The following is a 22,728-nucleotide window of genomic DNA, read 5'->3' on the forward strand; positions in this document are numbered from 1 at the left end:
GTTACCAACGATTTCAAGAGGTCGCTGATTTTGCCTCATAACGCTGAGTTAATTGTGTGAGCAGACTCGCATAAAAAATGCTTTCAGAACGTAAAGTAACGAACCTTTATATAACCGAAAGGAACAGATGATGAATATTAAAGCGGTTACAGCAGGTATTTTGTTGACATTACCATTTTGGGCCTGTGCCAAGGATGTCACGCTTATTTATACCAACGATCTCCACGCTCATGTGGAACCTTATAAAGTACCATGGATTGCTGATGGTAAACGCGATGTCGGTGGTTGGGCGAATATCACCACTTTGGTAAAAGAGGAAAAACAAAAAAGTAAAGCCACCTGGTTTTTTGATGCGGGCGACTATTTTACGGGTCCTTACATCAGTAGCTTAACGAAGGGAAAAGCTATTATTGATATTATGAATACCATGCCGTTTGACGCTGTCACGATAGGTAATCATGAGTTTGATCATGGCTGGGATAATACGTTATTACAGTTAAGCCAGGCGAAATTCCCGATTGTACAGGGGAACATATTCTATCAGAACAGCAGCAAATTATTCTGGGATAAGCCTTATACCATCATTGAAAAAGATGGCGTAAAAATTGGCGTCATTGGTCTGCACGGCGTCTTTGCCTTCAATGATACCGTTTCCGCGGCAACGCGCGTAGGTATTGAAGCGCGGGATGAAATTAAATGGTTGCAGCGCTATCTTGATGAACTTAAAGGAAAAGTAGACTTAACCGTATTGCTGGTTCATGAAGGAACGCCAGCGCGTCAGTCCAGTATGGGGGGAACCGACGTGCGCCGTGCGCTGGATAAAGATATTCAAACCGCAAGCCAGGTAAAAGGTCTGGATATTCTCATCACAGGACATGCGCATGTCGGCACGCCGGAACCGATTAAAGTAGGCAATACGCTAATCCTCTCAACCGACAGCGGCGGCATTGATGTGGGAAAACTGGTACTGGACTACACGAAGCCGCATCAGTTTACGGTGAAAAATTTCGAGCTCAAAACCATTTACGCGGATGAGTGGAAGCCTGATCCGCAAACGAAACAGGTTATAGACGGCTGGAATAAGCAACTTAATCAAGTGGTTCAACAAACGGTGGCGCAGTCGCCGGTTGAATTGACGCGCGCGTATGGTGAATCCGCCTCGCTGGGAAATCTGGCTGCTGACGCTCTGCTGGCGGCAGCGGGTAAAAATACCCAGTTGGCCTTAACCAACTCCGGCGGGATTCGCAATGAAATCCCGTCTGGCGCAATTACGATGGGTGACGTCATTAGCACCTTCCCCTTCCCTAACGAGCTGGCCACGATGGACCTCACGGGTAAACAATTACGCACGTTGATGGAGCATGCCGCAAGTTTAAGTAATGGCGTCTTACAGGTATCAAAAGGCCTGGAGATGAAGTATGACAGCAGTAAACCGATCGGTCAGCGTGTTGTCGTATTTACACTTAATGGCAAGCCGATCGAGGATGCGACAGTCTACCACATTGCCACCCAGAGCTTCCTTGCAGACGGTGGTGATGGTTTTACCACCTTTACCGAGGGTAAAGCGCGTAATACATCAGGCGGGTACTACGTTTCAAATGCTGTGATCGACTACTTCAAAGCAGGCAATACCATTACGGATGAGCAGATCAAAGGCATGCGCGTTGCTGATGTAAAAAAATAAAGGTTCCTGCCATATCTGCTTTCAGTGCCGCACTGGTGATGAATGCAGTGAAATGAATGTAGTGAAATAACAGTTTAAGGGTTCATACAACTACGTGAACCCTTTTTCAAACTATCGTTTTTCTCAAGGGAATTGATTATGAAGAAAAATATAAAGCTGAGTCTGATTACGTTGTGCTTGTCCGCAGCGCTAACCGCATCAGCGAATGCGAAAGATGTGACAATTTACTATACCAACGATCTGCATGCTCATGTCTCTCCTGGAAAAGTACCCACCGTTGACAAAGAACGTCTGGTAGGCGGTTTTGCGAATATAGCGACCATCGTTAATGATGCTAAGAAAAAAAGTGAAGATGTCTTTTTCTTTGATGCGGGTGATTACTTCACCGGCCCCTATATAAGCACCCTGACCAAGGGTGAAGCAATTATTGATATTATGAACACCATGCCTTTCGATGCTGTGTCAGTGGGGAACCACGAATTTGATCATGGCGTTGATAACATGGTTAAGCAGTTATCCAAAGCAAACTTCCCCGTTTTGTTGGGCAACGTTTTTTATACCAACAGTGATAAGCCCGTCTGGAATAAAGCCTGGACGATTGTCGAAAAAGATGGCATCAAAATTGGCGTAATTGGGGTGCATCAAAAATTTGCATTTTATGACACGATTGCCGCTAAGGCTTACGCTGGATCAGAGGCGCGTGATGAAGTGCCTTATATACAAAAAGGGCTTGATGCGTTAAAAGGAAAAGTTGATATCATCGTGCTGCTTATCCATGAAGGTACACCAGCGCGTCAGTCAAGTTATGGAAACAAAGACGTAGCCAGAATGCTGCAGGCTGATATTGATACCGCAAAGAAATTTAAGGGTATTGATGTATTAATCACGGGCCATGCCCATGTGGGTACACCAGAGCCAATCAAAGTCAATGACACTCTCATTGTTTCTACGGACGCCTATGGTACTGATATCGGTAAATTAGTATTGGATTTTAACCCTCAGACGAAGAAAATTGAACGCTACAATGGTGAATTAATTACGGTATTTGCTGACGAATATAAACCCGATCCAAAAGTGCAAGCCAGAATTGATGAGTGGAATGCAAGGCTGAAAAAAATCACTGGCCAGGTTATTGGTTCGACAACGGCGCCCTTCACGCGCTCTTATGGTGAATCATCACCTGTCGGTAATCTCATCATCGACGCCATGATGGCAAAAGTGCCGGATGCCGTCGTTGGATTACAAAACAGCGGCGGTATACGTGCTGATTTCCCACAGGGAAATTTAACCTACGGCGATGTCATTACCACCTTCCCCTTTAATAACGATCTTGTCGAAATGGATCTCACCGGAAAAGATCTCACTGATTTAATGATCCATGCAACTAATCTTACCAATGGTATTTTGCAAGTATCAAAAAACGTTCATGTTGAATATGACAGTAAAAAACCGCTGGGAAAACGCATTATTACATTCACTGTTAATAATCAGCCTGTAGATCCCACCAGGACGTATCGGGTTGCTACACACTCATTTTGTGCGACAGGGGGCGATGGATTTGAAGCGTTCCTGAAAGGGAAAAACATCAAAACCATCAACAGCACTACCTCTGCAGAGTCAATCATTGATTATGTTAAGGCGCATAGTCCAGTAAAACCCGATCTTGAATTGCGGGTGATTGATGTAAGTGCAGCTAAATAGATGCAACAAGAAGCGATGACATACTGACGTGTATTTTAAATATCACTCGCTTTTCAATAGCCTCCCATTGAAGGAATTATACGCATGGAAAAAATGAAATATCTTTTGCCAGCAGCATTTATATCGCTGCCCATGGTTGCGTTTGCAGACTCTGGAAATGATGAATATCTTTCAGACTGGTGGCATCAAAGCATTAATATAGTCGGCAGCAACTCTACTCGCTTTGGCCCACAAAAGAGATCGGATCTCTATCCAGAATACCGTGCGTGGGCACATGTGGATTGGTTTGATTTCTACGGATATGCGGATTTACCAAAATTTTTTGGCTTAGGAAATGACAACGATATCGGCATTTGGGACAATGGTTCTCCATTCTTTATGGAAATAGAGCCCCGTTTTAGCATCGACAAATTAACGGGACTCAACCTGAGCGTTGGTCCATTTAAAGAATGGTATTTTGCCCACAACTATATTTATGATGCAGGTACTAACGAAGGACAGCGTCAGAGCACCTGGTATATGGGTCTTGGGACAGATATTGATACGGGATTACCGATGACTTTATCTGCAAATATCTACGCTAAATACCAGGGGAATAATTATAACGCCGCCAACGAAAACGAATGGGATGGATATCGATTTAAAGTAAAATATGCTGTTCCGCTCACTACGCTGTTTGGCGGCAAGCTAAATTACGTCGGCTTCACCAATTTTGATTTCGGTTCAGACTTAAAAGAGGAATCTGGAGGCGAGCAACCCTTTTACTCCCGTACAAATGACTCAATCGTTTCCACCCATATCCTCAGCTTGGTTTATTCTCACTGGAGCTATGGTGCGACCCTGCGTTATTTCTATCATGGTGGTCAGTTTGAAGAAGGCAGTAAAGCCTATAACAGCAAAGGACAGATCACTCGCATTGACTCCACGGGATGGGCCTACTATTTAACTGCGGGATATACTTTTTAAATATGACTGAAAGGAATTAGCCATGAAGAAAAGAATAATAGCTGCAAGTATAATGTTGACGCTGTCGTTTTGGGCTGGCGCCAAAGATGTCACCATTATTTATACTAACGATCTCCACGCGCATGTTGACTCTTACAAACTTCCTTATGTCGCAAACGGTACAAGGGAAGTTGGCGGATTCGCCAATATCTCTACCTTAGTAAAGCAGGAAAAAGCAAAGAATAAAGCCACCTTTTACTTTGATGCAGGTGACTACTTTACCGGCCCCTATATCAGCAGTCTGACAAAGGGGGAGGCTATAATTGATATTATGAATACAATGCCGTTTGATGCGGTATCAATTGGTAATCATGAATTTGACCATGGCTGGGATAATCTCCTGCGCCAGTTAAGTAAGGCAAACTTCCCAGTTCTGTTAGGGAATGTATTCCATAAGGACAGCGAAAAACCTTTCTGGAACAAACCGTATACTATCCTGGAAAAAGATGGCGTAAAGATTGGCGTTATTGGGCTGCACGGTGTGTTTGCGTTTAATGAGACTGTCTCAGAACTCTCGCTCCAGGGTCTCGATAATGATAAGAACAACCGCTTTGATAAATCAGCAGCGGCCCTTAAGAACCAGGGGATTGAGGCTCGCGATGAAGTGAAATATCTGCAGCACTACCTGGATGAGCTGCGGGGCAAAGTTGACGTTACCGTCGCGCTGGTTCATGAAGGGGTCCCGGCGCGTCAGTCCAGCATTGGGAATACAGATGTCCGGCGAGCACTGGATAAAGATATTCAGACGGCAAGCCAGGTTAAAGGACTTGATATTCTTATCACCGGGCATGCTCACACAGGAACACCCGAACCTATCAAAGTGGGAAATACGTTAATCCTCTCTACTGACAGTGGCGGTATCGATGTGGGTAAATTGGTCCTTGATGTTAAACCTGCGATGCATACCTATGAAATGAAAAGCTTCGAGCTGAAAACACTTTATGCTGATGAGTGGAAACCTGATCCAACTACACAGAGGGTTATCGATAGCTGGAATAAAAAACTGGCGGATATCGTGCGCCAGCCGGTCGGTGAATCACCTGTCACGTTAACCCGCGCTTATGGTGAGTCCTCACAACTCGGCAATTTGTTTACGGATGCAATGCTTGCCGCTGCGCCGAATGCACAGATCGCGCTGATTAATTCCGGTAGCTTACGAGCCGATCTCAATGCGGGCCCAATTACCTTCGGTGATATTACCAGCACGTTCCCCTTCAAGAATGAACTTACAGAGATGGATCTCAGCGGCAAGGAGCTGCGTAACCTGGTGGAGCATGGGGCATCGCTCACGAATGGCGTACTGCAAATGTCAAAGGGGGCTGAAATGCAGTATATACCGCAGAAACCAGCAGGAAAACGCGTTGTATCTTTCACAATTAACGGCAAAGAGATTGCCGACACGGAGACTTACCATGTTGCGACGACGACATTCCTTGCTTTAGGAGGCGATGGTTTTCTGGCATTCAAGGAAGGGAAAAATGTTCAATTCCGTGCCGGAAAAAATATGTCCGATGTGGTCATTGACTATCTAAAGTCAGGGCACAAAATCATTCCTGCACAAGTGAATGAAATGCGCGTTGAAGTCAGTAAGTAATAAAATATTGATGCCATTCATTTATGAGTGGCATCACTTTTTATAAAGATGGAAAGTTGCCCTATGACGGAAAAACACTTAACTACATTCTGTAACTTACATTGTACAGATTGCTCTCATCTCCATAAAATGCGACTGCACCAGGAATGCCAAACGGGCTGTATGGATGATACGACGCTTAAGCAATATATTCGTCAGGAAATTGAATCATGGGAAACTGGCGATGTGCACTTTTCCTGGAAAGATGGAGAGTTAACGTCTGACGGATTAATTTTTTTAAAACGCGTCATTGACTTACAGCTGCGGTTTGCACAAGGTAAAAATATTATTAATACATTACTCATCAGCGGTATTACGTTAGATGACGGCTGGTGTGAATTCATCAAAAAGAATGATTTTCTTATTTGCATTTCGGTAGATGGTGATAGTCAGCAAAGCGACACGTTCAGCAAAATGATGTCTGAAAGGCCAGTAGCTAATATGATTGAAACAAACGTGAGTCTACTGCATAAGCACGACATTACATTCAATACGCTTACCGTCCTTAATAACATAAATAGCCAGCAGCCGCTGCGGGTCTATCATTATTTGAAGAGTCTTGGCAGTCGCCATATGTTGTTTATCCCCTTACTTAAACCGCTTAAACAAGGTGGTGTGGATGCGCAAAGCCTTGCGCCCGCCGCACTGGGGATTTTTTTGAAAACGATTTTTTATACCTGGATACGCCTGGACATTGGCACGATTAAAATCCCTATCTTTGAGCATGCATTTGCTGCGTGGTGCGGGTTATCTGTGCCGACCTGCGTTTATGCATCCTGTGATGATAGCAATCCACCTTCCACAGCGAAACTGGCAAAAGAATGTACGAGTTGCAAAATGGAATTCGCCTGCCGCGGCGGCTGTGCAAAAGACCGCATAGCGCTTTCCCAATCCAGCGTTCCGCAGCTAAATTATTTTTGCGAAAGTTATCAGGCTTTTTTTACCTATGTTGAACCCTATATGTTGATGATGAGGGCTTTGTGGGAACAAAACTATGCGCCTTCCGATATTCGGAAGTATTTGGCCTGAAATCGTTCTCAGGACGCCGTCTGCTGAAGCCAGGTCCGCACCTCTTCGTTCAGCCACGCCACAAAAAGCCCCACCTCCGGCTTCGCCTCCGTTGGCTGTGCTGTCACCAGCCAGTAAGGCCAGGGATACGGCGCAGTGATGGAGGTTAGCTGGACCAGTTCACCTCTGGTGATGGCATCCTGAACCAGAGAGCGACGCTCCAGCGCGATGCCTTTCCCGAGCCGGACGGCTTCGATAATAATATTGGAGTCGTTAATACATAAACCGCCAGGCACGATCTCTTTCTCTAGCTCCGCATTCACGCACCACGTTTTCCACGACTCCATGGAAAAAATAATATGACTTTTTGCAATCTCAGCAGGCGTAGAGGGCAGCACACCGTCGTTATAGCCTGGAGCGGCCACCACAATGAGTTCATCGGAAAAAAGATAATGACTTTCACTCCCTTCCCAGTTTCCCTTCCCCATCCGTATGGCGATGTCTATCCCCTCCTGCTGCAGGCTGGTGACCGTCAGGCTGGCCAGGATCCGCAGCGTGATATGCGGATATTTCGCCCGAAAGCGTTCCAGGCGCGGCAACAGCCAGTGGCATCCAAAAGATGGCACCATCGCCAGCGTCAGCTCCTGGTTTCTCGGCTTTACCTGCACGAGCCGGGTGGCATCTGCGATATGGTTCAGCGCCTCGCGTACCTGTAAGGCATAGAGCCGCCCCTCTTCGTTGATCTGCACCCCTCGCCCGTTGCGGCTAAAGAGCTTAACGCCCACCATCTCCTCCAGCACTTTGATCTGCTGGCTGATAGCGGAATGGGTAACGTGGAGTTCTTTCGCCGCCAGCGTCACGCTGCCAAGACGGGCGACGGCTTCAAAGCTTCGCAAACTGGCAATGGGTGGAAAATCCGACATGAAAACACTTCCTTATCTGCGCTGGATTTATAACGGCAACTTGCCAACATGTCAGTAATACTAACCTTTACGGTAAGATACTGAAGATATTCGCCAGTAAGATTGTATTGTAATGTCTTGTCATCCTTTTCAATGACGCGTTATTTCACAGAGACAGGAAAACGGGAACGATGATTAAGCTTGTTGGAATGATGGATTCACCTTACGTACGGCGCGTGGCGATTTCCCTTGAGCTTTATGGCGTTGAGTTTGAAAGCCAGCCGCTGTCAGTCTTTAGCACCTTCGAAGCGTTCTCCCGAATCAACCCGGCGGTAAAAGCGCCAACGCTGATTCTGGATAATGGAATCCGGCTGATGGACTCGTCGCTGATACTGAACTATTTTGAGGCTCAGGCCTCCCCCGAGCGGAGACTTCTGCCCGTCGCGCCGGATGCGCAGGCAAACGATCTTCAGACGCTGGGCTTTATTCTCGCCGCCGCTGAGAAAGCCGTGCAAAATGTGTATGAGCACCTCCAGCGCCCGGTGGAAAAGCAGCACGCTGCATGGGTCGAACGCATTACAATCCAGCTGCTGGCGGCCTGCAGGGAATGGAATACCTTACTGAAGGGGCGCGCCACCACCACCGTTCCCGATCAGGTTGCCGTCACGAGCACGGTTGTCTGGACGTTTATTCAGTCGATGATCCCGCACATCGTTAACGCAGCGGATTTTAGAGAAATTCAGGCGTTTGCCGAATCCTTCGAATCATTAGCGGTCTTTAAAAAATATCCTTTCAGCTAAGCAATGAGCCCGGTCAGCGCAGCGCTACCGGGCAAGCCAGCAGCTAAATCTGATAATCAATCGCCACTTCTTCCGGCTCCATCACCTGGCGTTTAATCTCATCCACCGACAGCCCGGCATTGCACAGCTCAATAAAACGCCACACATAGTTGCGCTGCAGCTGCCCGCGCTTCAGACCTAGCCATACGGTATTGGCGTCAAACAGGTGACGCGTATCCAAACGCACCAGGTTCCCGTCTTCGCGTTCGCCGCTGGACTGTTCCGCCACCAGGCCAATGCCCAAACCCAGCTCGACGTAGGTTTTGATGACATCAGAATCCTGCGCACTCAGCACCACGTCCGGCGTTAGTCCTTTGCGGTTGAAGGCCTCGTCTATGCGCGAACGTCCGGTGATCCCCTGGCGGTATGTGATCAGCGGCCATTTCGCAACGTCTTCCAGCGTCAGGGGAGAGACCTGATTCAGCGGATGATCGACCGGAAGCAATAGGCTGTGGTACCAGCGGAACCAGGGGAAGGCCACCAGCAGCGGATCGTTGCTCAGGCGTTCGCTGGCAATGCCGATATCCGCCCCGCCGTTTTGCAGCAGCACTTCAATTTCCTGCGGCGTGCCCTGGATGAGCTCCAGACGGACGTCGGGGAAAAGTTCGCGGAAGGCTTTAATCACCGGCGGCAGGCTGTAGCGCGCCTGGGTGTGGGTGGTGGCGATGGTGAGTACGCCCGAGGCGTCATTGGTGAAGAGATCAGCCAGACGACGCACGTTGCTGGCCTCGTTAAGGATACGCTCAGCAATGGTCAACAACGCTTTGCCCGGCTCAGTCATGCCGAGCAACCGCTTGCCGCGGCGGATAAAGATCTCTATGCCCAGTTCCTCCTCCAGCTCGCGGATATGGCGGCTGACGCCGGACTGGGAGGTATAAAGCATATTGGCGACCTCGGTCAGGTTGTAGTCCCGCCTGGCCGCCTCACGGATAATTTTAAGCTGCTGGAAATTCACGATTCACTCCGGCACATCTGACATAGCTCTATTGTTAGAGTCAGCTGCGCTGCAGAACAAATAATAAAAACCAGCATCTTATGCTTTTATGGAATATCAGCTCACGAGCTGGAGTTCCCGGTTCTCAAGCGACGGCTTGCTGACCAGCGACATCAAAATCTCTTTTACCGCCTGCGCCTGCGGCGACAGCGAACCGCGCGCGGACATGTTCAGCGACAGCGGGAGGCTCATTGACGGCGTGGTGATTCGCGCCATCCAGCCGTTCGCCGCGCTGCACAGCGAACGCGCGGCGGATTCGGGCAGCACGGTGACGCCCATTCCGCTGGCAATGGCCGCGGTCAGCGTGGAGATCGAGTCAATTTCACCGATGATTTTGGCCGTCAGGCGGCGCAGGGAAAACGCTTCGTCCACGCGCACGCGCACGGCGCTGTAGTCGCGCGGCAGATAGAGGTTCATCTCTGCCACGGCGGTAAGGTCTACGCTCTGGCCCGGACAGTCGCGGGTGCCCACAAGATAGAGATCTTCCTTCAGTAACGGCTGGCTGGTGATCCCGGCGACCGGGGAGCGATCGTAAAGCACCGCCATGTCCAGCTGGCCGTTCAGCAGCTTGTCGTTCAGGACGGAACCGCTGTTTTCGTGCAGGTACACCAGCACCTCAGGCAGCTCAGCGCGGACGGCCTGCAGCAACGGCATGGTAATAGAGGACGCGGCCGTTCCCGGCGCCAGGCCAATAGACACGTGTCCGCTCAGGGTCTGGCCCACGTTATTCACCGCCAGCTGCGCCTGTTCACACTGGCGAAGGATGGTGCGCGCATGGGTATAAAGGATCTTGCCTGCTTCCGTTGGCGTGACGCCGCGTTTGGTGCGGATCAGCAACTGCTGATCCATCTCGCCTTCCAGAGTAGCCACCTGCTGGCTCAGCGCGGGCTGCGCGATGTGCAGCACTTCTGCCGCTTGAGTCAGGCTGCCGATATCGACGATTTTTACGAAGTATTTCAGTCGTCTTAAGTTCATTTTGCCCCCTGTTCGAAATGCTTTGCCGGAACCGGCTGTCGTTGTTGAACAGGTTTTGCAATATGAATGCCACTTTTACCATACAGTCTGAATTGGCCGCTAAGCGCCTGAAAATAAGGAAACCTAATCATGGGGTGTGGTTTTATTACTGAAACAGCAGTTTATGATCTGCCCCATTAGGGGTATTTCCGCACCAAAGCGGTGCATTCCGCTGTCAAAAACATCACTTTGCCGATTTTGTCAGCAAACGATCAAAAGGCGTTAATCCACCCTTTGACAAGCCGAACGCAGGTCGATAATATGCGCCCCGTTCACACGATTCCTCTGTAGTTCAGTCGGTAGAACGGCGGACTGTTAATCCGTATGTCACTGGTTCGAGTCCAGTCAGAGGAGCCAAATTTGAAAAGCCTGCTTTTAAAGCAGGCTTTTTGCTTTTCTGCGCAAGGTAAATGCAAAACGGCAACCGGGTTGCCGTTTTTAGTGTGTGCACCCTCTCCCGTGGTAGAGGGATGGGGTGAGGCACCAGCCCGCACAATTGCTTCACATACCCATCTTAACCGGCATCCCCGACCGCCGTTCCAGTTCGGCGCCCGCGCCCTCGTTTATCAGCTGCGTTCGCTGCGCGGCTGATATGGGCAGAGGCACTTTCCGGGTTGACTCAAATTCCGCGCGGTTACGTGATAATGGCTCGTGAACCTCTACCCACCGGCTGCCGTCCGGCTCCGTGCTCATCTTTACGGGCCGATCGATAAGCTGCACGCGGGTGCCTACGGGAACGTTATCGAAAAGGTATTTAATGTCGTTGTTACGCAGACGAATACAGCCCTGGCTCACCCGCAGCCCGATGCCGAAATTCGAGTTTGTGCCGTGAATGGCGTACAGCCTGCCGATATAAATCGCATACAGCCCCATCGGATTATCCGGCCCGGCGGGCACGAAGGCCGGGAGCGTTTTACCCTCTGCCGCATAGGCACGGCGCGTGTTCGGCGTCGGAGACCAGGTTGGTCCCTCCTGCTTGCGCTCAACCGCCGTCACCCAGTTACGCGGAGTCTCCCGCCCGGCCTGACCGATGCCGATGGGCAACACTTCCACCGTATTGCTGCCCGGCGGGTAATAGTAGAGACGCATTTCCGCCACGTTCACGACAATCCCCTCGCGGACGGTATCGGGTAAAATCAGCTGCTGGGGAATAGTTAAGGTCGTTCCGGCTTTTGGTAAAAAAGGATCCACGCCCGGGTTCGCTTCCAGCATGTTGCTCAGCCCCAGGCCGTGCTGGGCGGCAAAGTACTCCAGAGGCAGGGTATTTCCCTCGGGGACCACAACCGTAACGGGGTTGCCGACAAGACGACTGCCTTCAGGCGGCAGCGGGTACGTAACAGCCAGCACACCGGGCGTTACGGCAGCAAGCATCAGCGCGAGCGAGAATAAGCGAATCATAGTTTCCCTGCGATAAAACGAATGGTCACAGGCTAACTATAACTGCCCGCTGCGAAATTTGTCAGAATAGTCACGTGGCGATAACGCTTTGCGAGAAAAACCAGCACAACATGCTGATGAAATAATGCGAGAATAGTGATACCAGACCGGGTCAGGAGGACACAATGCTGGAAAATATGAAAGCCTTCAGAATGGTCGTAGAGTGTCAGGGGTTCCGCGCCGCCGCGATGGCCATGAAACTCTCCCCGGCCATGATCAGCCGCAGAATTGAAAAGCTGGAAAGCGAGGTGAATGCGCAGCTGATTAAACGCAATTCACGTCGCATTTCTCTGACGACGGCCGGTGAGCAATTTTACCAGCGCTGCCTGCTCATTATTGATGAATATGAATCCTGCCTCAGGGATGTCAAAAGCCTCAGTAACGAAATCGGCGGAAATCTCAAAGTGGGTATCCCCCATTCCATCAGCAATCAGCACGTTATTCCGCACCTTGGCGCCTTCCTGGAACGCTATCCCAATCTGAAGCTGGATATCGTGACCGGCAATCACTGTATGGAGCTTTTCAGCCACGGCTTCGATCTGGCGCTGCAGTGTGGCCCACTGCCCGACAGCAACCTCTACTACACGCTGATTGGCTACTGGCGAAAATACACCTGTCTTTCACGCTCCTACGCGCAGCAGCACGGTATTCCGCAGCATCCTGACGATCTGCGCCAGCATACCTGTCTCCTGCATTTTGATAACCACCGCCGCAGCTGGAAGTTTGTGATTGACGATGAGCTGGTTGAAATCCGCCCTCATTACGTCTCCAGAGTGAGTAACAGCCTCGACCTGTGCAATATGGTGCATCACGGGTTAGGGATCTGTTACCTGCCGGAATTCACCGTGAGAGCGGGAATGGAATCAGGAGAAATCATCACCGCCCTTGACGCGTTTATGCCTGCCCCTCTTCCCATGTATGTGGTGCATATCAATCCTCACCCCTCCCCCAAGGAACAGGCATTCATTGATTTCCTCCGCACGCTTAACCTGGCAACGGCCCCGGCGCCAGCATCCTGAGCGGGTTCAGCAGCGCGATCTCCTCAATGCGCGCCGCATCCAGTCCGGCCTCTCTGAACCAGCGGTGGCTGTCCTCCAGCCACTCGCCGATGTCGGGCTGGCCCGGCTGGCCCAGATCCGAGCTGTAAACCAGGTTATGCACTCCCGTCAGCACCTCACAGAGATCGTCGAGGGGCTGATAGCCTAAATAGACCGTCAGGGCGCACTGCTCCACAAAGAGCCACTCATGTTCGCCGAGCGCGCGCAGTTCCCGGGCGGTAAATCCCGTCATCGGATTCGCCGGCTGGTTCAGCATCAGCCTGCAGCCGCCCACTCGCTCAACGGCCTCAATCAGACGCAGCGTTTGGTCTTTCGTCGCATGTCCTGAGGAGATCACAATGTCATGGTGCCGGGCAAAGTGAATGAGCGTTTTTACGCCTGAACGCAGTTCACCCGCCTCATCAGCAATCGAGAGCGGCTGCCCGGCGAAATGCCGGGCGTACTCGTTGCTGAACGTTCGGGATAACCCGCTTTTATGCGCCGTTGGAACCACGGTCGGCAAGTGCACCAGCAGCCTGGGCGCACCCTCAAACTGATACTGGCTCAGCGCCTGGCGGACGGCGTTAAGGTTTATCCCCCCGGCGGCGGCATTCAGCACGACCGAGCCAAAGACGGGCAGACCTTGCTCCTGCATTGCCGATGCCAGCGCGCTGACGCTTCCCAGATGGTTCTTAAGCACCACGCCCCCCTGATACTGCGCGTAGCGTTCTCCGGCCTCCATGGCGGAGTAACGCCGCTGGTAGCTATCCGGGCGCGCGTGATAGTGCACGTCCAGAAAGCGCAAACGGGACGCCCAGTAGTCAAAAAACGGCCGCGTCATGCTTTTGCTTCCCAGGGCACATGGTAGCCAAGCGTTTGTCGGGCTACGTCGAGCGAGGTGCCTTCACGAACAGCGTTGATGATTTCACGCTCCGTTTTTTCTACGTTTTCTGCCCGACGGATCACCTCCTCCAGCTGCTCAGCGGGGATCGCCAGAACGCCATTCTCATCGCCGAAAATCCAGTCGCCAGGGCAGACCGTTACCCCTTCAATCTGCAGCGCACACTGCACCGCAGTGACACGCGCACGGTTCTTGCCGGAAACCATATAGATATTGCTGGCGAACAGCGGGTAATTCATCTGACGAATGTCTGCAATGTCCCTGGCTGAGCCGTAGATGACGGACCCGGCGATGCCTTTAAGCACGGCTTTGGTGGTCAGAATATTGCCCCAGCTGGTGCAGTCCGTACGGCCGCCATTGTCCACAACGATGACCGCGCCAGCCGGAACCCGATCGATATAGTTCCCGGCATTCATAAACTGATTTTTCTCCGCCACGCAGGCTTCATATTTTACGGTCCAGGCAGGTCCCGCCAGCTTACTGCCCCCGGCCTGCAGCTTAATGCCCGCAAGGCCTCCCGCAATGTATAAACTGTCCAGCGCGTCCGAAACGGCCGCCGTGTCCAGCGCTAGCAGGCGCGACTGAAGCGTTGATTGAGTCGTCATTGTCGAATTATCCATGCTGTGTTGTCAGGGTTTTTAAGGCGCACCAGGCGGCATATTCCGGCAGGGTTTGCGCGAGCAGTGTTCTGTTCACTGGAAACGTCATCTGATGCGCCTGACCACCTTGATGACGAACCGACAGGGTCATTTTCCCCAGCCGTGCGTCGCTGTTCAGAAGCTCCGAGAGCGACGGGCTGACCGTCACATCCATCAGCACCGTCGGCTCTCCCTGGCGAGGCAGGCCCCCGGCAGGCAAATACGCTGAGAGCGCTGCATCTGGCGTATGCCAGCGGATACTGCACGCATCCCGCAGTATTTCGCCCGCCGTTTTATTACGTTTGCTCACCAGATAGGGACGCAGCGCGCTGTCCAGACTTTGCCTCACCGGAAGCGGTAAAGGCCGGTGTGCAGGGGTTTCGATCTGCACAATGACGTAAGGGCTTTTCCATAAAAAATGACTATCCCAGTCGGTGGAGGTGGCCAGCGCATTGACGATAGAACCGACCTCGCTCTCGCTGATCCCGATCAGGGTCCAGCAGTACTTTTGCCTTTCAGGCCCGGTATCTTTGTTATTTGCTAATGCCTCTTCCAGCATCGGCAGCGCCTGGGAAGGCGGCCCGGGCAGAACCACCAGCTGGCTGCCCGCCACGCATGCGCTGAAACCTGGAGCGGTGCCGCAAGCGTTATCCAGAATGGAAGCGTCCTCGGGGAAACGCGCCTGAAGACGGTTTGAAGGATCGCTTTTCACCCCGAACGTCACGAGACGACTCTCAATGGTTTTCCACGTCTCTTCGTCGTGCACAAGCGGTTTGTTCAGAACCTGAGCAATGGCCTCGCGGGTTTTATCGTCAGAGGTTGGGCCAAGGCCGCCGCACACCACAATGAGATCGTCCTGCCCGATACGCCCTGTTACTGCCGAGCTTATCTGCGGGATGTTGTCTGCGCAGGTCGCCTGAAATTTGACACGGTAGTGCGCCTTTTCAAGGCATTGACTGATAGCCTGCTGGTTCGTGTTAAGGCATTGCCCGGACAAGAGCTCATCACCAATCGCAATCACGCTGGCCGTTTTAGCGATGGCTGGCTGAACCAGGGCGTCGATTATCGCCTTTGCCATCTCCTCCGTTGTCGCCGGACCGCCTAAATCGTAGGTCGCCACCTTCCCCTCACGAACAACGCGATCGACAGCCTGCTGCAGTTTTTCCGCCTGCGCCTCAAAGCCGAGGTACGCCAGCATTAGCGCAATCGTGTAGAACATCGCACACGGATTGGCTTTTCCCTGCCCCGCCATCCCCGGCGCGCTGCCGTGTACCGGTTCAAAATAGGCCACCTCGCTGCCAATGTTGGCGCTGGGCGCCAGGCCAAGCCCGCCCATCACGCCGGCGGCCAGATCCGACAAGATATCGCCAAACATATTTTCCGCGACAATCACGCCAAACTCGTGAGGCTTACGCACCAGCCAGAGGGCAATCGCATCCACGTTGTGAATATCTGCCCGAATGTCAGGGAAGCGCGCGGCCACTTCCTGAAAGATTGTTGCCGCAAAATGACCGCTTTCGCGCATGACGTTGGGTTTATCGGCAAACGTGACGCGTGAAAAGTGGTGTTGGCGGGCATAGTCAAAGGCCGTCTGAAACAGGCGCTCCAGGCCGTAGCGCGTTTGCAGACGCACTGACCATGCCGCCTCTTCCGGGCCATATTTTTCGAGATTCGGGTGTTTAAGCCAGCTGGCCACATTCTCACCGACACCTTTAAAATCCATACCGGCGTACAGCCCCTCGGTATTTTCCCGAATCACACAGCAGCGGAAAGGACGGCGATCTCCCGTCACGTATTTCACCGGGCGGATGTTGGCATAGAGCCCAAGACGCTGACGGAGCTGAATCACCGGTGAAACATACTCAATGCCTTTCTGCTGGAGCGCGACGGGCAGCGCCTGCTGAGCCTGCACTTTCCCCTTGCTGGTGATGGCGCCCAGCAGCACCGCGTCCGCCTCAGCAATCTGTTCCCAGGTACGGGCCGGCACAGGATTGCCCTCGCGTTCCCAGCAGGACCAGCCTATTTCACCAAAGGTCAGGTTGATGGGGAGATCCAGCGCACCGATAACGGGCAGCGCAGCGTCGCAAACCTCCTGACCAATACCGTCTCCCGGCAAAACCAGAACATTTTTTTTCATAAGGTATCGATCCATTCGTTGAGCAGCGCATTCACCGCAGCGGGATTGTCATTCCACGGACGCATCCCCGCGCCGGGGATGCGTTTGTAATAGTGCTGGGTTCGGGGGCTGTGGGTCTGGTTTTCCCATGAGGCCAGCTGGGATTTTTCACCCACAATCGCAAGGTAGTTACCGTCATAGGCGGCAATATCCGCGCGGGCATCCATCTTTAACAGCAGTGAGAAGCCGGTGAGCATGCGTTTAATCGCCGCCATTTTCTCTGCATCTGGCAGGGAAAATTTTTCCTGCGGCGCAGGCTGACCTTCGGGCAGGACGTAGTGATGCAGAATATCCATGGCCGAACCGAGTTCACCTTTTTCAAGCAGTGCGATGAGACGCACCAGCCGCTGCGTTAATTTCTCGTCGGCAAAACCGGGGGCGCTCACGCTCATGACGCCCGCTACGCCGCGCAAACGGTGTGCCAGCAGCTGCACCAGCGTGCCCGCCATCGCAAACCCCACCAGCAGCCAGGGGCGTTTGACATGGGCATTTAGCTTCTGGCAAAGCGCGTCAATCGCGCTCTGCGGGTCGTCGTGCGTAATCAGGCTCAACGTATCGACGATGGTGACGGAAAAACCTTTTTCTTCGAGCAAGGTAACCAGCGGAGCGCAAAATGCCCCGCCGTCCCAGGCAGGCATGACCGGTGCCAGTATCACCGCATCCTGTAACTTCATGCTGCGGTCCCTGTGATCACGTTTTCAATAGCGCTGAAGACACGCTGACTCTCTGTCGTCAATGACTCTTCAACCATTTTCCGGTTCTCCACGCTGAGATTTTTCACCCCAAGGATCATATCCACTACGCTGCGGTAAGAGGCGTTGTAAAATTCCTTCGAAACCAGCTGATGCACCTGATTAAATATCCACTCCGTGTGATAACGTTCTTTGCCTTCGTTGAAATTACACAGCGACAGCCAGATTTCCATCGCCAGATTTCCCGCCCCTTTTCCCATGCCGGTCAGGGAGCTATCAATAAAGGTCGCGCCGGCCTTTACGGCTTCAATGGAGTTTGCCATTGCCAGCCCCAGGTTATCGTGGGCATGGAATCCCACCTCAAGCGGCGTTGCGCATTTAAGCAGATTAACCAGGCGGGCGGTCTGTTCAGGCCGCAGGCTGCCGTTAGAATCCGCAATGCAAATAATATCGGCCCCGGCGTTCTCACACTGCACTGCCACGTCAACAAGCGTCTTCGCGTTAATTTGGCTGGCGCGCGTAAAGTTCATGCTCACGCGCAGGCCATTTTCTTTCGCCACCTCACACAGTTCCAGCGCGGGTTGGGGATTGTCGGTTTTAATACAGAGCCGAAGCAGCGCAACGCCGCATTCCCGCAGGCGAATAATATCCTGCCGGGTAATATTATGGGGGTGGGCAATGACAACTAATTTCGCTTCGGGCACGGCATCATGAATTGCCTGAATATAATTATCAGGCGACATTCCGGTTAAACCAATATCCACGATGGGTTTAAATGAACCGTTTCGGTAACCTATTTCAATCCATTCAACGCCACTGCCCACCAGTGCGCGCACATGCTTAATTGCGTAGTCTACGGGAAAGCTGAAATTGTTTTGATACCCGCCATCCCTTAATGTGACATCTATATTATTAATCATTGATATTACTCTCTTTACTGGAGACAAATTCCATAAACCCATATTGACCAAAAACATATACAAGGAAACCAACAACGCAGACGCAGGCAATAATCAGCGCGGTCATGACGGGAGCATGGGCTGAAAGTTTTCCAATCAGGAAGGTTGCGAGCGCTGCGCTTCCGAGCTGTAAGGCCCCCATTACACCCGAAGCGGTACCCGACGCCTGCGGGTGCGCCGCGATGGCAGACGCCGTGCCCAACGGCAGCAAAAATCCATTGCCAAAGGTCAGAATGCCGATGGAGAGAATGCTGGTAAACAAAGGCACAGGGCTTAAGTACATCTGAAGTGCAAAAATAATGCCGCCGAGGACAAATATGCGATACCCAAGGCGAATGGTCTCTTCAATACCCGCCTGACGAGATCTCTTCTTAGCGATCAGATTCCCCGCCACGTAGCTTACGGATAGCAGAATATAGGTGTAACCGATATAAAGCGGCGAAAGCCCGAGTTTGCCCAGCAAAAAGGGGGACTCTACGATATAGGAAAAATAGGCTGCATAAGCAAAACAGGGAATCGCGGCATAAAACAAAAACTGCCGGTTTCTTAACACCACAAGCGTATTGACCATAGCCGCCACCGCGCTCAGCTTTTGCCTTTTCTCAGGCGGTAAGGTTTCGCGCAGTGCGGTGAGGCACAGTCCCAGCGTCATGACGATAAACAAGGTCAAAAAGATAAAACAGGATTTCCAGCCGAAGTGTTGGGTTAACACGCCGCCGATCATGGGTGCAATGGCCGGCGACATACCCACAAAGGGAAATATGACAAGATAAAGCTGAGCCGAAGACTTCTTATCCAGCATGTCATTAATAATCGCCCGGCTGACGGTGATACCAGCGCAGGAGCCGATGCCCTGTAATAAGCGTAAAATAAGCAGCTCATTAATATGAGTAGAGTAAATAACGCCTACCGTCGAAACCAACCAGATTAACAGCCCCGCAATAAGCGTTTTCTTTCTCCCCAGACTGTCGCTTAACGGCCCGTACACCAGCTGTGAAAACGCAACGCCAAATAAAAACAGGGCGATAGCATCCTGTATTTGCGCCTCCGTGACCTTATAAAATAATTGCATTTCGCTCAGTGCAGGCAAAAAGATATCGGTAGATATTAATCCGCCCACGGACAGGCATGCAATTAATACCACCAGGGGCATAGATAGCGTTTTATTCATATTCGTATAAACCAGGAATTGGGGTAATACGAATTTATCGGAAGCGCTTCACAATGAGAACAATAATAAACTAAACGGTCTGTTGCACATTAGTAAACGAACGTTTTCTGTCGATAAGATAACGGTAGCGGCGCAACCATCAACCGCATGCGGCGGAAAAGAGAAAGCCTGGGCTCAGGCTTTCTCAGTTTACGCTATCACGCCTCGGTTTTGCGCCACCGGCGCGTCAGCACTTTCTCCGCCTCGACAATAAGGAACATCACAAAACCAATCAGGAAGGTGATGACCCAGTAGCGGAACGGCAGCGCTTCGGTGCCAAACAGCATCTGCATGAAGGGTGCGTATATGATAAGAAGCTGTAGCGCCAGCAGTACGCCGCTCACGATCCAAATCCCTTTATTCGCCAGCAGGCCTTTGCTCAGCGAGAAGCCGTCATTAACGCGGCAGTTGAGCATGTAGAACCATTGCGCAGTGACCAGGGTTTGCAGCAGCACGGTGCGGATAAATTCCGCCGAGTAGCCGCGCGGCTGTAGCCAGGCTTCGAGCACGAAGGCGCTGATGGCAATCATCAGACCGACAAACACCACGCGCCAGATGGCATAGCCGTCCATCACGTGGAGATTCGCCTTGCGCGGTGGCCGGTTCATGATGTCCTTCTCACCCGCTTCAAACGCCAGGCCAAACGACAGCGTTGCCGACGTCGCCATGTTCATCCACAGGATCAGGACCGGCGTCAGAGGGATCAGATTCCCCGCCAGCAGCGCGATGATGATCAGCAGAGCCTGCGCGATGTTGCTGGGGATAACGAACAGAATGGTCTTTTTCAGGTTATCGTAAACCCGACGCCCCTCGTGCACCGCACGGGCAATGGTGGCAAAGTTGTCATCCGTTAACACCATGTCGGCGGCTTCCTTGGTGACTTCCGTCCCCTTAATCCCCATGGCGATACCCACATCCGCCCGCTTGAGCGCTGGGGCATCATTTACGCCATCCCCGGTCATGCCCACGACTTCCTGTTTACTTTGCAGGGCCTGCACCAGGCGGAATTTATCCTCCGGGCTGGTTCGGGCGAAAATATCGTACTGCTGCGCGGCGTCGCTCAGCTGACGATCGTCCATCGCCTCCAGCTCACGTCCGGTGATAGCGCTTGCGGCGTTACCAATCCCCAACATTTGCCCAATGCTCATTGCCGTTTGCGGGTGGTCACCGGTGATCATTTTCACGCGGATCCCGGCCTGCAGACAGTCGGCAATGGCGGTAATGGCCTCCGGACGCGGCGGGTCCATCATCCCTGCAATACCCAGCAGGATCACGCCATCATGCAGGTCCGGATGATCCAGCTCGCGTTGCCCCTCGCGGGCAGGTTTCCAGGCCGCAGCCACCATGCGCAACCCTTCCCGGGCATACTCTTCAATTTTACCTTCCCAGTAAGGCTGATCGAACGGCTGCAGTCCGTCATTCGTCTGCTGGTACTGGCAGAGGCGGAACAGGACGTCCGGCGCGCCGGTGATTAAAATCACCTCTTCATCACCCAGCCGGTACAGCGTGGACATGTATTTATACTGCGAATCAAACGGGATTTTGCTGCGCATTTCGGTATCGAGCGGCGGGAGCGGAATTTTCGCCGCCAGCACCTTCAGCGCGCCCTCGGTTGGTCCCCCGGTGATTTTCCACAGCCCCTGCTCGTCTTTAATCAGCTGGCTGTCATTGCAGAGGTCAATGGTGCGCAGGTAGCGTTCCAGCAGGGAACCCTGCGTCACGCTGACGGGCGTCGGGTCATCTATGGGGTGAATATTCCCCACCGGTTCGTAGCTGTCGCCCTCCACGCGATAGGTCGTGTCAGCAGTAATCACCGCTTTGACCGTCATTTCATTCATCGTCAGGGTGCCGGTTTTATCCGAGCAGATGACCGTCATTGCGCCCAGCGTTTCCACCGTAGGCAGCTTGCGAATGATGGCCTTGCGACGCGCCATGGCCTGTACGCCAAGCGAAAGGATGATGGAAATGATGGCCGGCAGGCCTTCCGGCACGGCGGCAACGGCGAGGCTGATAAGCGACAGCACCAGTTCAGAAACCGGCATATCCCGGAACAGGAGGCTAAAGACAAACAGCGCCACCATCATCACCAGGATAGTGATGAAGATGGTCTTCCCGAGCTTATCCATCTGCACCATCAGCGGCGTGCGGTGCTTTTCAATGTCGGACATCATCTGATTGATGTGGCCAAGCTCGGTCTCGCCCCCGGTTGCCACCACCACGCCTTTACCGCCGCCGGAGCTGACGGTGGTACCTGAGTAGAGCAGATTATACCGGTCACCTAAAGGCAGTTCCCCGCTTAACGCATCGCTGTTTTTCTCAACAACGGTGGATTCGCCGGTCAGGATGGCCTCCTCCACGCGCAGGTTATGCGCTTCAATTACGCGCAGGTCCGCAGGGATACGATCCCCGGCGCGGATCACCACGATATCGCCAGGCACCAGCGCCGTTGTAGGGATCGTTTCATGATTCCCCTGCCGTACCACCACGGCTTCGCTCGAGAGCATATTGCGAATACTCTGCAACGATTTTTCAGCATTGCTCTCCTGAATATGGCCAATCAGCGCGTTGATGATGGCAACCCCAAGGATGACAAACATGTCTACCCAGTGCCCCATAAAGAGCTTAAGCAACGCGGCCACCAGCAATACGTAAATCAATACATCGTTAAAATGCGCCAGGAAGCGCAGCCAGCCGGGTTTACCCTTTTTTTGCGGTAACGCATTCTCACCATGCTGCTGAAGGCGGGCGGATGCCTCAGTGCCGCTAAGTCCTTCCGGGGTGGAGTGGATATTAGACAAGGTTTCGTCAACGGTTTGTTGATAATACGGACGTTCAGGTTTTCCTGTTTTCATCGTTCCTTCCTCAGGTTCTATTCAGAAATCACCTTGCTTTCATGTA

General features: G+C 52.3%; 18 protein-coding genes and 1 tRNA gene. 8 read left to right on the forward strand and 11 right to left on the reverse strand.

What is annotated here, in order from left to right; genetic code table 11:
- Nucleotides 1–130 precede the first annotated feature (130 nt).
- From V1603_RS18485 to V1603_RS18505, 5 genes are all read left to right on the forward strand, one after another.
- On the forward strand, nucleotides 131–1,684 hold the full coding sequence (locus V1603_RS18485; protein ID WP_395314001.1) for a bifunctional metallophosphatase/5'-nucleotidase: 1,554 nt from the start codon (nucleotides 131–133) through the stop codon (nucleotides 1,682–1,684).
- A gap of 138 nt (nucleotides 1,685–1,822) precedes the next feature.
- Complete coding sequence (locus V1603_RS18490; protein WP_395313053.1) at nucleotides 1,823–3,385, forward strand: bifunctional metallophosphatase/5'-nucleotidase; 1,563 nt, start codon at nucleotides 1,823–1,825, stop codon at nucleotides 3,383–3,385.
- Between the two features lie 84 nt (nucleotides 3,386–3,469).
- Nucleotides 3,470–4,351: a nucleoside-specific channel-forming protein Tsx gene (locus tag V1603_RS18495; RefSeq protein WP_395313054.1), complete on the forward strand. Its 882-nt coding sequence runs from the start codon at nucleotides 3,470–3,472 to the stop codon at nucleotides 4,349–4,351.
- A 22-nt stretch (nucleotides 4,352–4,373) separates the two neighbouring features.
- A complete protein-coding gene (locus V1603_RS18500) occupies nucleotides 4,374–5,984 on the forward strand; it encodes a bifunctional metallophosphatase/5'-nucleotidase (protein WP_395313055.1) in 1,611 nt (536 codons plus the stop codon).
- Between the two features lie 162 nt (nucleotides 5,985–6,146).
- Nucleotides 6,147–7,052 carry a radical SAM protein gene (locus tag V1603_RS18505; protein ID WP_395313056.1) on the forward strand — a complete coding sequence of 302 codons (906 nt, stop codon included), beginning with the start codon at nucleotides 6,147–6,149 and terminating at the stop codon, nucleotides 7,050–7,052.
- Nucleotides 7,053–7,060: 8 nt separating this feature from the next.
- On the opposite strand, the gene V1603_RS18510 is transcribed toward V1603_RS18505, so the two are convergent.
- A complete protein-coding gene (locus V1603_RS18510; protein WP_395313057.1) occupies nucleotides 7,061–7,954 on the reverse strand; it encodes a LysR substrate-binding domain-containing protein in 894 nt (297 codons plus the stop codon).
- Between the two features lie 170 nt (nucleotides 7,955–8,124).
- On the opposite strand from V1603_RS18510, the gene V1603_RS18515 reads away from it, so the two are divergent.
- A complete protein-coding gene (locus V1603_RS18515) occupies nucleotides 8,125–8,733 on the forward strand; it encodes a glutathione S-transferase family protein (protein WP_395313058.1) in 609 nt (202 codons plus the stop codon).
- A gap of 43 nt (nucleotides 8,734–8,776) precedes the next feature.
- On the opposite strand, the gene cbl is transcribed toward V1603_RS18515, so the two are convergent.
- A complete protein-coding gene (gene cbl, locus V1603_RS18520) occupies nucleotides 8,777–9,727 on the reverse strand; it encodes an HTH-type transcriptional regulator Cbl (RefSeq protein WP_023336219.1) in 951 nt (316 codons plus the stop codon).
- Nucleotides 9,728–9,823: 96 nt separating this feature from the next.
- Nucleotides 9,824–10,741: a nitrogen assimilation transcriptional regulator NAC gene (gene nac, locus V1603_RS18525; RefSeq protein ID WP_008499475.1), complete on the reverse strand. Its 918-nt coding sequence runs from the start codon at nucleotides 10,739–10,741 to the stop codon at nucleotides 9,824–9,826.
- Between the two features lie 320 nt (nucleotides 10,742–11,061).
- On the opposite strand from nac, the gene V1603_RS18530 reads away from it, so the two are divergent.
- Nucleotides 11,062–11,137: transfer RNA gene (locus tag V1603_RS18530), tRNA-Asn, on the forward strand.
- A gap of 144 nt (nucleotides 11,138–11,281) precedes the next feature.
- On the opposite strand, the gene ldtA is transcribed toward V1603_RS18530, so the two are convergent.
- Nucleotides 11,282–12,178: a L,D-transpeptidase gene (gene ldtA / locus V1603_RS18535; protein WP_395313059.1), complete on the reverse strand. Its 897-nt coding sequence runs from the start codon at nucleotides 12,176–12,178 to the stop codon at nucleotides 11,282–11,284.
- Between the two features lie 164 nt (nucleotides 12,179–12,342).
- Between ldtA and V1603_RS18540 the strand changes: the two genes are divergently transcribed.
- Nucleotides 12,343–13,236, forward strand: a complete 894-nt coding sequence (locus V1603_RS18540) for a LysR family transcriptional regulator (RefSeq protein WP_166711661.1) — start codon at nucleotides 12,343–12,345, stop codon at nucleotides 13,234–13,236.
- Here the strand turns inward: V1603_RS18540 and V1603_RS18545 are convergent.
- The 7 genes from V1603_RS18545 to V1603_RS18575 form a co-directional block, all read right to left on the reverse strand.
- On the reverse strand, nucleotides 13,202–14,095 hold the full coding sequence (locus V1603_RS18545) for a DUF6282 family protein (protein WP_395313060.1): 894 nt from the start codon (nucleotides 14,093–14,095) through the stop codon (nucleotides 13,202–13,204). The genes V1603_RS18540 and V1603_RS18545 overlap by 35 nt on opposite strands.
- The gene (locus V1603_RS18550) at nucleotides 14,092–14,760 is read right to left on the reverse strand and encodes an RraA family protein (protein ID WP_395313061.1); all 669 of its coding nucleotides are present in this window, start codon (nucleotides 14,758–14,760) and stop codon (nucleotides 14,092–14,094) included. The genes V1603_RS18545 and V1603_RS18550 overlap by 4 nt, the downstream gene beginning before the upstream one ends.
- Before the next feature lie 7 nt (nucleotides 14,761–14,767).
- The gene (locus V1603_RS18555) at nucleotides 14,768–16,930 is read right to left on the reverse strand and encodes an isocitrate/isopropylmalate family dehydrogenase (protein WP_395313062.1); all 2,163 of its coding nucleotides are present in this window, start codon (nucleotides 16,928–16,930) and stop codon (nucleotides 14,768–14,770) included.
- Nucleotides 16,927–17,643 carry an alpha/beta fold hydrolase gene (locus V1603_RS18560; protein ID WP_163329809.1) on the reverse strand — a complete coding sequence of 239 codons (717 nt, stop codon included), beginning with the start codon at nucleotides 17,641–17,643 and terminating at the stop codon, nucleotides 16,927–16,929. Before V1603_RS18560 ends, V1603_RS18555 begins: the two co-directional genes overlap by 4 nt.
- Nucleotides 17,640–18,623 carry a 3-hydroxy-3-methylglutaryl-CoA lyase gene (locus V1603_RS18565; protein WP_233002639.1) on the reverse strand — a complete coding sequence of 328 codons (984 nt, stop codon included), beginning with the start codon at nucleotides 18,621–18,623 and terminating at the stop codon, nucleotides 17,640–17,642. The genes V1603_RS18560 and V1603_RS18565 overlap by 4 nt, the downstream gene beginning before the upstream one ends.
- Nucleotides 18,574–19,791: a multidrug effflux MFS transporter gene (locus V1603_RS18570; protein WP_116338890.1), complete on the reverse strand. Its 1,218-nt coding sequence runs from the start codon at nucleotides 19,789–19,791 to the stop codon at nucleotides 18,574–18,576. Before V1603_RS18570 ends, V1603_RS18565 begins: the two co-directional genes overlap by 50 nt.
- 197 nt (nucleotides 19,792–19,988) lie before the next feature.
- Nucleotides 19,989–22,682 (reverse strand): cation-transporting P-type ATPase, encoded by a 2,694-nt coding sequence (locus V1603_RS18575; protein WP_163329807.1) that lies wholly within the window; start codon nucleotides 22,680–22,682, stop codon nucleotides 19,989–19,991.
- Nucleotides 22,683–22,728 lie beyond the last annotated feature (46 nt).

It is taken from the genome of Enterobacter sp. ECC-219, assembly GCF_043966805.1.
Classification (GTDB): Bacteria; Pseudomonadota; Gammaproteobacteria; order Enterobacterales; family Enterobacteriaceae; genus Enterobacter; species Enterobacter cloacae_N.